Source organism: Ignavibacteria bacterium, assembly GCA_041649015.1.
Lineage (GTDB): Bacteria > Bacteroidota > Ignavibacteria > Tepidaquicellales > Tepidaquicellaceae > CAIKZJ01.
In genome coordinates, this window is sequence record JBAZNU010000002.1 from 179,351 (window position 1) to 192,645 (window position 13,295).

At 33.1% G+C, this 13,295-nt stretch carries 11 protein-coding genes; 2 read left to right on the plus strand and 9 right to left on the minus strand.

Going from position 1 to position 13,295, the window contains the following annotated elements; translation table 11 throughout:
* Nucleotides 1–38: 38 nt before the first annotated feature.
* From meaB to WC644_03945, 4 genes are read right to left on the minus strand one after another with little or no spacing between them, the layout of a single operon-like run.
* Nucleotides 39–983, minus strand: coding sequence for a methylmalonyl Co-A mutase-associated GTPase MeaB (gene meaB / locus WC644_03930; protein ID MFA5011084.1), 945 nt, complete (start codon nucleotides 981–983; stop codon nucleotides 39–41).
* Nucleotides 980–1,906, minus strand: coding sequence for an NAD-dependent epimerase/dehydratase family protein (locus WC644_03935; GenBank protein ID MFA5011085.1), 927 nt, complete (start codon nucleotides 1,904–1,906; stop codon nucleotides 980–982). The genes meaB and WC644_03935 overlap by 4 nt, the downstream gene beginning before the upstream one ends.
* On the minus strand, nucleotides 1,903–3,210 hold the full coding sequence (gene purD, locus WC644_03940) for a phosphoribosylamine--glycine ligase (protein ID MFA5011086.1): 1,308 nt from the start codon (nucleotides 3,208–3,210) through the stop codon (nucleotides 1,903–1,905). The genes WC644_03935 and purD overlap by 4 nt, the downstream gene beginning before the upstream one ends.
* Nucleotide 3,211: 1 nt before the next feature.
* The gene (locus tag WC644_03945) at nucleotides 3,212–4,489 is read right to left on the minus strand and encodes a hypothetical protein (GenBank protein MFA5011087.1); all 1,278 of its coding nucleotides are present in this window, start codon (nucleotides 4,487–4,489) and stop codon (nucleotides 3,212–3,214) included.
* Between the two features lie 200 nt (nucleotides 4,490–4,689).
* Here WC644_03945 and WC644_03950 point away from each other — a divergent pair, with 200 nt between their 5' ends.
* Complete coding sequence (locus tag WC644_03950; GenBank protein ID MFA5011088.1) at nucleotides 4,690–5,880, plus strand: response regulator; 1,191 nt, start codon at nucleotides 4,690–4,692, stop codon at nucleotides 5,878–5,880.
* Complete coding sequence (locus tag WC644_03955) at nucleotides 5,880–7,241, plus strand: sigma-54 dependent transcriptional regulator (GenBank protein ID MFA5011089.1); 1,362 nt, start codon at nucleotides 5,880–5,882, stop codon at nucleotides 7,239–7,241. Before WC644_03950 ends, WC644_03955 begins: the two co-directional genes overlap by 1 nt.
* Here the strand turns inward: WC644_03955 and WC644_03960 are convergent.
* The 5 genes from WC644_03960 to WC644_03980 form a co-directional block, all read right to left on the minus strand.
* A complete protein-coding gene (locus WC644_03960; GenBank protein ID MFA5011090.1) occupies nucleotides 7,238–9,133 on the minus strand; it encodes a M1 family metallopeptidase in 1,896 nt (631 codons plus the stop codon). The two genes, WC644_03955 and WC644_03960, sit on opposite strands and share 4 nt — an antisense overlap.
* Before the next feature lie 121 nt (nucleotides 9,134–9,254).
* Nucleotides 9,255–10,106 (minus strand): WYL domain-containing transcriptional regulator, encoded by an 852-nt coding sequence (locus WC644_03965; protein MFA5011091.1) that lies wholly within the window; start codon nucleotides 10,104–10,106, stop codon nucleotides 9,255–9,257.
* Nucleotides 10,107–10,198: 92 nt separating this feature from the next.
* The gene (fmt, locus tag WC644_03970) at nucleotides 10,199–11,122 is read right to left on the minus strand and encodes a methionyl-tRNA formyltransferase (protein MFA5011092.1); all 924 of its coding nucleotides are present in this window, start codon (nucleotides 11,120–11,122) and stop codon (nucleotides 10,199–10,201) included.
* 12 nt (nucleotides 11,123–11,134) lie between these two features.
* Nucleotides 11,135–11,698, minus strand: coding sequence for a peptide deformylase (gene def, locus WC644_03975; GenBank protein ID MFA5011093.1), 564 nt, complete (start codon nucleotides 11,696–11,698; stop codon nucleotides 11,135–11,137).
* A gap of 31 nt (nucleotides 11,699–11,729) precedes the next feature.
* The gene (locus WC644_03980) at nucleotides 11,730–13,259 is read right to left on the minus strand and encodes a serine hydrolase domain-containing protein (protein ID MFA5011094.1); all 1,530 of its coding nucleotides are present in this window, start codon (nucleotides 13,257–13,259) and stop codon (nucleotides 11,730–11,732) included.
* Nucleotides 13,260–13,295 lie beyond the last annotated feature (36 nt).

Genomic DNA, 13,295 nt, shown 5'->3' on the forward strand with positions numbered 1-13,295 from the left:
AGTTCACGAAAAATAAGGCAGAACAAATTTAAATTGTATTAAAAATCAGATGTCAATGAATTACTAAATGAATATGGATCATTGATCTTGGAATAGATATCATCGAGTGATTCTTGAAGGAGGTTGTAGTTATTACTATTCCAAAATGTTTTTTGAATCTTCATATTAACCATTTCTATTATTTCGTTGGTCAGATATTCTTTGCGTTTAATATCAAAAAGGCCAGTAGATTCAAGATGTTTTCTATGCCTAAAAATTTCTGAGAGCAGATCCTCAGTACCTGTATTTTTGACGGCAATAGTTTTCAAAACGTTAATAATCCAGTTATTATTATGAGGTGAACGAAGATGAAGAATATTTTTAATACTTGTTACAATCTCGTCAGCACCTTGCCTGTCAGATTTGTTAAGTACAAAAATATCAGCAATTTCCATTAAGCCGGCTTTCATAGCCTGAACAGAATCTCCTGACTCTGGTACGAGTACTACAATCGTAGTATCTGCTGTTTTAGCGATATCAAGTTCTGACTGACCTACACCTACTGTTTCAATAAGAATGAAATTCTTACCAGCAGCATCGAGTATTTTTGAAACATCGTTGACATTCTTGCTTAAACCACCTAAAGATCCACGAGTAGCCATAGAACGAATGAACACATTTCCCAGAAGAGAAGAGTCGGTCATGCGTACTCTATCGCCGAGTAGCGCTCCCCCCGTGAAAGGACTTGTAGGATCAACTGCTATTACTCCGACTTTGTTTCCTTTACCGACGAGACTTTTAATAAGACAGTCAGTAATAGTTGATTTACCGGCACCAGGAGGACCAGTAATTCCAATCTTATACGCATTACCGGTATGTTTATAAACTTTTTTTAATAATGATTGTTTATTTTCTGATTCGTTTTCGGCAACAGAAATTGCTTTAGAGATACTTCGTTTATCACCATTAATTATTTTATCAATATCAATTAAATCTGATTTCATTTTACGTTGTAGGATTTAAACCAATCGTAAGTAATTTTCAGACCATCTTCAAGATTATATTGCGGAATCCAATCTAATATACGCTTTGCTTTACTGTTATCAAGGCAACTACGTTTTTGCTCTCCTTTTACAGATTCCCTGTGAACGAATTCTGATTTAGTTTCAGTGACTTTTATTATATGTTTAGCAAGTAAATTTGTGCTTGTTTCTGAACCAGTAGAAACGTTAAACACATCAGATTCAGTGTATTTGAGGGCTTTTAGATTAGCATCGGCAACATCTCGGACATAAACATAATCACGAGTATTTGTGCCGTCACCATTAATGAAAGACGTTTTATTATTAATAATGTTTTTCATAAAAACTGATACAACACCACCTTCACCTGAATTCCCCTGTCTTTCACCATAAACGTTAGCGTATCTTAGAATTATGTAATCAATATTATAGTAGCTTTTGAAAAAGAATAGATATTTCTCAATCGTGATTTTTGAAATACCATATGGTGATAAGGGCTGAATTCTATGGCTTTCCGAGGCGGGGAACTGTAACTGTTCACCATACGCGGCTCCTCCAGAAGAGGCGAAAATAAATTTCTTAATGTTGTATTTTACTGAAAGCTGTAGGAGATTGAGGGAACCTTCAACATTTATTCTTAAATCCTTCACCGGATTAAAAATCGAATCTCTTAAATCAATTTGAGCTGCCTGATGATTAATTACGTCAATCTTATTTTCTTTAAAAATGTATTCGATATCATCAGAGTAAATATCATTCTTATAAAATTTGCAATCATTGTTAATAAACTCACCGCTGCTGTTTGACATATTATCGAGTATTATAACATTATGACCTTTTTTCAAATATACATCGCAAATTTTAGAACCAATAAATCCTGCTCCTCCAGTTACAAGTATATTCATATTTTATTTTTCATTAATTCAGAAAACTTTCGCCCAATATCTTTCCTGTAGTAAATATTATCGAAAGATACGTTTTTAATGTTTTTGTACGATTTTGAGAGTGCATCATCGATTGATATATCGCTCAAACATACAATTGACATAACTCTTCCGCCGTTTGATTTTATTTTACCGTCTTCTATTTTAGTGCCTGAATGGAAAACTAAAGCATCGCTTTCAAAATTATCGAGACCATGAATCTCTTTTCCCTTTTCAAAATTATCCGGATAACCTTTAGAAGCGATCACAACACATGCAGAGAATTTTTCGTATTTCTCAAGCTTATAATTTTTGATTTTGTTATCAGGAACCGAAATAATCATTTCCAAAAAATCCGATTTAATTAACGGTAGAACAGCTTGAGTTTCAGGGTCACCGAATCTGCAATTAAACTCTATCACATACGGATTATTATTAACAATCATTAATCCACAATAGAGGCAACCTTTAAACGTTCTACCATCTTTGTCCAACCCAACTAATGCCGGTTCAATGATCTTATTTTTTATCTTATTGAAGATACTATCTTTAATGAGTTTATCAGCAGGAGAGTAAGCGCCCATACCACCTGTATTTTTACCAGTATCACCCTCACCAATCTTTTTGTGATCCTGAGCAAAAGGAAGAACTATGTAGTCTTTGCCATCTGTAATAACAAAAACAGATAATTCGAATCCACTGAGAAATTCTTCGATAATAAAGTCTTCACCAGAGTCTCCAAAAATTTTTGCAGTATGAATATCTTTTATAAATTTGACAGCATCACTTTTATCAACTGATATATAAACCCCTTTACCTCCCGCAAGTCCATCAGCTTTTAAAACTGCGGGGAAGGTAATATTATCAAGATAACTTTCAACTTCTGAGTAGTTATTCTTATCGAATGATTTATATGATGCGGTAGGAATGCCGTACCTCAGCATAAAATCTTTTGCATAGACTTTGCTTGTTTCAATTTCGGCAGCAATTTTTGAAGGACCGAATACTTTCGCATTTGTCATTTTGTAAAGAGAATCAGCAAGACCTAATGATAAAGGAATTTCAGGTCCTATTACGACGAGATCGATATTATCGTTATTAACAAATTGAGTAATCCCCTTTATATCAACTGAATTAATGTTTACAGGGATAGCTAGTTTATCAATGCCAGGATTTCCCTGTGTACAATAAAGGGAGCAATTTAATTCCTTGAAGGACGATGAATTTGATATTTTCCAAGCGATGGCATGCTCTCTACCTCCGTTACCAACGATTAATATCTTCATTTTATTCAACGTCAAGTAAGTAATTTAATTCTTTTGCGAGTTCTCCAGTAATATTTTTCCTATTGTACAATCTAACCATTTCTTCGTTAGCTTCCGGCATTTCGTTATTCAACCACAGTTTAAAATATTCGTAGATTGTGTCTGATATCAGTTCGGGAGTTTCATCAGGAATAAATCTGATGGCATTATATTTTTCCAGAAGTTTTTTAGTTACACCTTCAGGTACGCATGCTATTATGTTTTTGCGGCTACCAATGTATTCGCCAACTTTACCCGGCATAGCAGCGTCTTCATTTTCACCTCTTGAAACAAGCAAGAAAAGAATGTCGGAAGATAGGAGATATTTTACACATTCCGAGTGGTTTATATAACCCGGCAGATTCAGACTATCCTGAATGTTTAGATGTTTAGCAAGGTTAATAAGTTCTTTTGTAAAAATGCCAAGAAAGAGGAATTCCATCTTTCCGCGAGTTTCGGGATATTTATCGTATAAATTTCTTATAGCTTTAAAATAAAATTTTGGATTTCGTGTATAAAAACTTCCCGAATATGTAATCCTCATTTTATTTGTTAATGGAAGTTTTTTTCCTTTAGCAATTTCAAAATCCTCTTCATCATATCCATGAGAAAATATTTTGACATCATTGTAGTTTATATTTTCATATCTCCTTATTAACATTTCCTTAACTCTTCTATTAGTAGTTATTACAATGTTAGAATCTTTAATAACCTTTCGTTCGAGTTTCTCATTTGCTTTTCTGTGTAACGGAGTTGGGTAGAAATTAAGTACAGGACTGTCAACCCAAGCATCTCTATAATCTATAACGAGGGGAATTTTATACTTTCTTTTAACTTCCTGTCCAATTAGAAAATCAGTATATGGGGGGGCTGTTGCAAAGACGAGATTAAAGCCATTATATTTATCCCATATTGAGTCAATCTTTCTAAGAGCTTTTCTTTTCCATAAAATCTTTGTGTCAGGAATAAAAAACACCTGAGCAATCCTGCTACGTAATTTTCTAAATTTTTCTTTAGGAACCCTAGTAACGATCTTGGATAAATTTAATTCGTCATTACCAGTTCTTTCAATTATTATTCCACTATTAATAGCTTCGTCAAGCAGGTATTCATCAATTGCGAAATATTTTTTGGGATTTATTGTGAGTACAATAGGCTGCCAGTTATAATTCAAGAGATATTTGGCAAACTTAAGAGTTCTTTGCACACCACCCATACCCATTGGAGGAAAATAATAGGAAATAATTAATATTTTATTCAACGTATTTTAATGTATTTAATTATAAATTTACTCAAAATATTAAAAAAACTCAATTCAACTGCATTACGCAGATTTGAAGTAAAAGTACCGAAAAGAATATTTAATGAATTGATTTAATTTTAAGATTACTATAATATTATAATAAAAGCGTATATATATCCATAAATCGTACTTTTACAATATGTTATTTAACATATAATATGACCAAAGCAGATATATTAATAGTTGAAGATGATGAGATAATAGCATCGTTAATTAAAACATACTTAGAAAGAAGTAATTATAATGTTATCGATGTAACTTCAGATGGAGAAAAAGCTGTCAGCTTAGCATTGAATTCAAATCCTGATTTAATTCTACTAGATATTTTCTTAAAGAACAGTATAGATGGCATTGAAGTAGCAAAACGAATTAATAATCAAAAGGAAATACCGATTATTTTTCTCACAGCAGATTCAAGTGATGAGACAATACAAAGAGCCAAAATAACACAACCTCACGGATATTTAGTGAAACCAGTTGATAGTGTAGTTCTAATAACTAATATCGAACTAATACTCCAGAAGCAATATTCGCATAATAAAAAACTATTAGAAACGCTGAAGAAAGCGTATGATGAGCTAGAATCGAAAGTCAGGGTGAGGACTAATGAGTTATACAAAGCTAATGAAAATTTGAAAAACGAGATTGAGCAAAGATTAAGAATAGAAAAAGAATTACGCAGAGCAGATACATTAGTGACAATAGGAAAAATGTCTGCTGTCCTTGCTCATGAAATAAGAAATCCGTTAAATTCGATTAAGATTAACGCTGATATACTTATTGATAATGATTCTTTTACTGAGAGTCAAAAAAAGAGACTTAAAATTATACACAAAGAGGTTGAGAGACTGAACAATTTAGTGAAGGACGTTTTACTTTTTTCGAGGCAAAGTGACCTTTTATTGAGTGAATTTATGCTTGAGAGCTTTTTTGAAACAATACATTTGCAGCTTAAGGCAATACTTGAAGAAAAGAAAATCGTCATCGAATTTAAAACTCCTAAGGTGAAAGTAAGGGGCGATATAGAGAAACTCAAACAGGTTTTCCTTAATTTAATGATAAATGCAATAGACGCGATTTATGAAAACGGCAGGATAGAAATAAATTCTTTTACAAACAGCAATGACAAATTTATAATTGAAATAAAGGATAATGGCTGCGGAATTGCGGATACGAATAAGCTTTTTGAACCCTTTTATACGACAAAGAACCTCGGAACCGGTTTAGGTCTTCCAATATCCCAGAATATACTAAGAAGACATAATGGTAATCTATACTTACTCAGCAGTAAACCAAACGAAACAATATTCAGAATTGAGTTACCATTAAATAATATCATATTTATATAATGAAAAAAGTACTTTTAATAGATGATGAGAAAGACGCAGCGGATTCATTGTCCTCATGGTTTGAGGATAAAGGATACAGTATAAAAACTGCATACTCAGGTAAAGAAGGAATAGAGCACGTAATGAGTTTTGATCCGGATGTAGTAGTAACGGATATAAAAATGCCAGATATGTCAGGACTTGAAGTACTATCGGCTATAAAAGAATATGATGAAATGATACAGGTAATTGTTATAACAGCCTTTGATGATATGGACACAACTATAGAAGCCATACAAAAAGGTGCTTACGACTATCTTGCTAAACCACTTGATATTAAAAGGCTTGAACTATCAGTCAGAAGGGCAATAGAAAACAGGAAGAAGAGCCAGAAGCTTGAATTACTTGAACCAGAAAACCTAACGGAAAGCGAGAACAGTTTACAGCTTGTAGGAAAATCATCTGTCATGATGGAAATATTTAAGAAAATTGGAAAATCATCTGCTAACAGAGTAACTGTACTTATACAGGGAGAGAGTGGAACAGGAAAAGAATTAATTGCGAGAATAATACACAAAAGCGGCATAACAAAAGATCAGCCGTTTGTAGCGATTAACTGTACAGCACTGCCCGAAAACCTACTTGAGACAGAATTATTCGGACATGTAAAAGGTTCATTTACAGATGCTATTAGAGATAAGCGTGGAAAATTTGAACTAGCAGGAGAGGGCACTGTATTTTTAGATGAAATATCGGAAATGTCATTCAAACTTCAAGCAAAGCTGCTAAGAGTTCTTCAAGAGCATGAATTCGAAAGAGTAGGAGGTGAAAATTCAATACAGCTAAAAGCGAGGATAATAGCCGCGACGAACAAAAATCTCAGTAAAATGGTAAATGAAGGAACATTTAGAGAGGACCTTTATTACAGGTTAAGTGTTTTTTCTATCACATCACCACCTTTAAGAGACAGACGCAATGATATTGAATTACTTGTAAAGCATTTCATTGAAAAGATAAACACAAAGCTTCATAAAAACGTTAGAAAAATACCGAAAGAAGTTATGTATCTTTTAAAGAATCACGAGTGGAGAGGGAACGTTAGAGAGTTGGAAAACACACTAATGCAAGCGGTTGTTCTATCTAAATCAGATATGCTTGAGAAGGAAAATATATTACTGAAGAAATACACCGATAATGAATTCAGTGACTTACTTGCGAGGGAAAACATCTCACTTGAAGAGCTTGAAAAAGAATATATAAAAAGAATACTTACCCGTACAGACTGGAATGTAAATAGAACATGTGAAGTATTAAAAATTAGTAAAGCAACAATATACAGGAAGATAGAGCAATACGGATTGAAACAACTGAAACAAAATTAATTGTTCCTGATTTCGTTATCATTTAAGTTTGAATCAGGAATATATTTACTCCCCAATATTATAACCGAAACTTTACCAGTAAATTTATCGCTAATTGAGATTGAATTAGTGTTTTCCCAAACAGAAGCACTTTTTTTAATTACGATATTTCTATTATTAACGTCTGTAATACTAATTTGAACCGGAACAGGCATCCCACCTTTATTGGAAACAACAAAACTAAGAGTGAAGTCATCATTCTGATTGAATTTATACAGACCTAAATCCGCAGTACCGAATTCCATAAACCATCTCTTCCAGAACCAGTTATAATCAGTTTTTGTAAACGTGTTAAAAAGATTAAAAAAGTCGTATGGAGTCGGGTGCTTACCATTCCAAATTCGAATGTACTCTTTTAAAAAATCTTTAAACATTACATCGCCGACCATCTCTTTGAGTATATCATAAACCAGAGCGGCTTTATTGTATGCATTGAGACGATAAGAAGGGGAGCGCAACTGATTTGATATAGACAGCATTGGAATATCATAAAACGTTCCTGCGGTTTTAAGATATGAGATAACGTTGTAGGCTCTTGAATCTATTCTGTTAGTATCTCTAAAAGAATCAACAGGGGCAAATTTTTCCATTAAACTTTGAAATTCCTGCGGCAGGAAGACAGCCCATCCTTCATCCATCCAAGCATACTTACGCTCATTAGTACCTATGTAAAAAGGGAAAAAAGTATGAGACATTTCGTGAGAAGTAAGGTAAACAGTTGATTCCCAGGTCTCTGTATCATCATCGTTAATAATCATCGGATATTCCATACCCCCCTCGCCGTTAAAAACAGTCATTGAAGAATAAGGATATGGAACGCCAGGGTATGTGTTCCCCATATATTCAATGAATTTTTCTGCAATATTAAATACATTGTATTTATTGTAAGCCAGAGCATTTGGTCTGAAAGCTGTATGAAGATTAACTTTTCCGGAATTAACATTTTTCATTTTCCACTTATAGTGATCACTCATTGCAAAAGCAAAATCCGGTACATTATCAGCTTTAAAATACCAAACATTATTCCCATTATTTTTTGTTAATTGATTAGTCGAATTAAGGACTGAACAATCAACTTCAAAGAAATCATCATCCTTAACAGCAGCGTTATACAGTTTCAAATAATAATCTTGAAGTATTTCATCAGGATTTTGCAATAATCCTGTTGCCCAAACACACATATTGGGTCTATCTGTTGTTATTTTAACGTTGAAATTATTAAAGTCATTGTAGTATTCTACCTGACCTTTATAATCAATCATATCCCATCCATCAATATCATCAAAGACCGAAACCTGTGGATACCAATGACCTATCATGTAAGATGTGGAATCATATTTACCCATCCGCGGGAAGTCTTCAGGGATTATGAAACTCCAGTCGATAATAATATTGCAAGAAGATTTAGGGGATAAAGGAGTATTTAATTTAACAACGAGATTTGTTCCTCCACGGGAGACACTATTTGATTTAAGGTCAACATCATTACTGTTTATGACAAGTTTTGCAATTTCCAATCCTTTGGTAAGATTTTTCTCATTAACCTCCCAATCACGAGATTTACCGGGTTTAGAGAAGTCCTGATACGTGCGAAAAACAATCCTATCGAGAGAATGCGGAGAATTATTATAATATTTGATTCTTGCTGTTGCTGTCAATTTTTGTGTAAATGAATTAATGAACACATCAATTTCATAATCAGCAGAATTTTGCCAATAGTTTACACCCGGAGATCCGGTTACTGACCGAGTTTGCTTTTCGTAAGCATTATTAATTTCATTCGGAACAAAGATATTCTGTGCACTTAGTGAAAGTGAGTAGAAAGCAAGTGCGATTGATATAATGTATTTCATGATAAATTTTGAAATAAAATAAGGATTGTAAACTGCAGAAACAATATTGTTCAAAAAATCCAATTTTTAATAATATTACAATAATATTACCCAGTGAACTAAATATTTATATAAAACCGAGTCAATATTTCTTAATGATATCTTTAGCTGTCTTTATTATTTCATTTCTAAGTGACTTAGGTTTAATAACTTTGCATTTGTTTCCCCAGCCGAGTATCCAAGATATGAATTCGCGTGATATTTTTAGTTTTGCTTTAAAAAGTACTCCTTTTTCGGTTTCTAAAATTATTTGATTATTAATGAAGACTCGGTTCTTGATATTGGTGCAAGAATTATCGAAAAGCAATTCTACGTTCTCTACAACACCTGACTGGTAAATTCCCCAGGAATCTTTCAGAAACTCATACATTGACGGAAGGCTTTTGTGTGCAGACTTTTTTGAGGTGAAGTTTATGTTTTGTAACTTTTCAATTAGATAAAACCTTACTTTTTGAATATCATCATTTTCAAGTCCTACCAGGATAAAAGAACGGCTAGTTTTTAATAATCCAACAGGTATTACATTTCTTCTTAAAGTAATCCTTTTCTCATCTTTTTCATAATCGAATTCGATTTTTGTTTTCTGATTTATTGACTTTACGATTTGAACGAAGTATTTCAGCGTCTCATCTTTAAAAATTTGTCTTATTCCTTTTAAGTTCTTAATTGTATCAGTATCATTAAGAGCCAGATATGTATTGATGAGTTTATTGAGCAGCTTCGTAGATATTTTTTGATTAATTTTTAACCTTCTTTTTGATGAGTGTAGAGGGATCCCAATTTCTCTAATCTTAGTGAAATCTCTACGAACTGTTGTCAGGCTTTCAGATACTAATCGAGATATATCATTTTCGGAAAAATTATCAGGTTTATCCAGAACCATTGATATAATGTCAATCTGTCTTATTAATTCTTTTGAAATTTCTTTTGGCATATATTATAATAAAAAATCACTTTTCAAATAAAATAAATATTATTGTTTCATAGTAAGTCTTTTGCTTTAGCGGTTTTGGAAACTGCACAAAATCATGAAGAGAATATAATAAAATCGTTAGACATTCCATTAACAAAATCTGTTGCATTCATTGCCTTTTTACCTTCAGGTTGGATAGATAATATTTCAAGATCATTGTCAAGGGTTGAAACATAAAGTTTTTTATCAACAGAAAACAATGTTCCTGGTATTTTATTTGATTTTATATTACTCAATAGGCTTTTCAAAACTTTGTATACTTTTCCATTACTTGTTGTATAAGCTGAAGGAGCCGGGGATAGACCTCTTATGTAATTGTGTAATGATATCGAATCTTTATTCCAATCAATTAAACAATCCTTACGATATATCTTTGGAGCTATTGTTGCAATTGAATTATCTTGACTAATCAGTTTGTAAGTTCCGTTTTTAACAAGATTAATTGTATCAATTATCAGGTTGGCACCTTCTTCTGACATTCTATAATATACATCTCCAAAAGTATCATTAATGTTAATAGAAATTTCCTTCTGTAAAATTATACTACCAGTGTCAACGCTATTGTCAAGAAAAAAAGTGGTTATGCCAGACATTGATTCTCCATTCATTATAGCGCGGTTTATTGGTGCAGCACCTCTATATTTAGGCAACATAGATGCATGCAAATTAATCGAACCTAGTTTAGGAATTGTAAAAATCTCTTTTGGAAGGATACGAAAAGCAATTATAACAATTATGTCAGGATTCAAACAATTCAAATTATTAATGAAATCTTCGTCTCGAAGGTTCTCAGGCTGAAGTACAGGAATTTTGTACTCCAAAGCGAATTTTTTGACATCAGAATAATTCAATTTAAGTCCTCGGCCTTTTTTCTTATCCGGAACCGTGACAACTGCGGGAACTTCATAGTCACTTTGTACAATCCTTCTGAAAGCAGGTATCCCAAAATCCGGCGAACCCATTAAAATTATTCGCATAATGATAAGAATTTATTTCCCGTTAAAGATTGGATAATTTGGCAATACTTTGTGCTTTTTGATTTTATTAAGTGATGCTTTTAGTTTCTTCAGTTCATCTTCGTCGAGATGATCAACAAACAGTTTACCATGCAGATGGTCTATTTCATGCTGAATGACTCTTGCGAGCATACCATCTGCTTCGAGAGAAACATCATTCATGTCAAAGTCATTATACTTAACGAATATTTTCTCAGGTCTTTTTACTTCAGCTCTTACTTCCGGTATGCTAAGACAACCTTCTTCGATAGCAATTTCCCCATGATTATCAGTAATGACAGGATTTATTAAAGTAATTGGTTTTACATGCTTGTATTCATCTATGCAGGAAATGTCAATGACACAAAGCGATTTATCGAAATTTACCTGAGGAGCCGCTAAACCAATTCCTTCGGCACTTGCCATGGTAAAATACATATCCTGTACGAGTTTAATAATCTCTTTGTCAATTTTTTTAATGGGTTTAACTTCTTTACGAAGTATTTCCATACCGTACGTCGTAATCGGAAGTTGCTCCGGAATATTATTGAAATTCATATATATAAAAACAAAAATATTTTAAAATCGTTTAATCCTTTTTGATAAATTCATAATAAAGAGGGTCAACAAAATCCGATGATTTTATTTTTATGCTTTTTATTTTGCCATCGTTGAAATAAACAGGTGCAAGGCATCTTCCAATAACAAGGTCAGCAAATTCACAAATAAGAGTGTCGTTTCTCCAATGACTTAATACTCCACGCGTTTCCGGCCGAGATGACAATGTGAAATTAAGATTATTCTCTGCAGCAGAAATCAAGAGGTCACCTGCCTGTACGTTTGAATAGGTACCAACCAGTTCATTAAGATTAAAATTGGATTTTAGGTTTGGGTCCTTTTTATTGTATATTTCGTTCCAAGTTATTTTATCGTAAGGTACACCGTCTTTTGTACTATTTAAGTACGCGAGACTATCCCAATTGAAAACTTCTTTGTTCAGTGCATAATCAAAAAGCTGATACATGAGAGAGGTGATGATCTCGTTTTGGTCATTGTTTGTGAGTATAACAAGTCCGAATTTCCTATCGGGAAGAAATGCAGTCCGAGACAACATACCATCGTAACCACCGGAGTGTTCAATCATGAGTTCACCTTTATAATCAGCAATACCCCATCCAAGACCGTAAGTATTGAAATGCCTGTTTGTGAGTCTTCCAGTGCCATGAGTCGGAGATGGTATAATGTTATAAGGAATGTGTGTTGACAATATAAGTTTTTTGGAGAAGATATCATTATTATTCAGTGTACCCATATTAATCTGCATTGCAACCCATTTTGCCATGTCACTTGCAGAGGAGATGAGTCCTGCAGCAGCTGCGAGATTATCTACATTGCGCCATTTTATCGGAACCATATTATATTCATAATCGAAAGTATGAGGAGAGGCAATATTTTGCGTGTTATTTAATTGGGAAATACTTATAAGAGTTCTTTTCATATCGAGCGGGTTCAGAATCCTTTCCTGAACGAATTCGCCCCAACTTTTTCCTGTTATGTTTTTAATAACCTCTGCCGCAATAGTATATCCAGTATTGAAATAACCATAACCGCTTCTAAAACCAAATACGGGTTTGACGTATTGTAGTTTTTCTATTAGTGCAACATCAGAATAATTTGTTCCCCATGTAATAAAGTCACCATGAAATGTCCCAGTACCTATTCTATGTGTCAGAACATCTTTTATAGTTAAGAGTTGCGTTGAAGTATTGTCATATAACTTAATGCCGGGTATATAAAGATTAACTTTATCATCAAGTTTAAGTTTATTTTCACTTTCCAGAATTGCTATTGAAAGACCAGTAAACGCCTTACTGTTTGAAGCAACTGCAAAAAGGGTATTTTCATCAACTCTATCATTCTTACAAAGTTCATTGAGACCATAACCTTTTACGTAAGTAATAATCCCGTTTTCGATAATTGCTACAGACATTCCCGGAATTTTCCATCTTATCATAGATTCTTCAACATACTCGTCAATATTTTTTCCCAATAACATAATTTGAGCAAAAATATGCACAGGGATTAAAATGAAAATAGCCGATAATAGTATTTTTTTCATAATATCTTAATTTCTTAAAATTAAGAATATTTAATA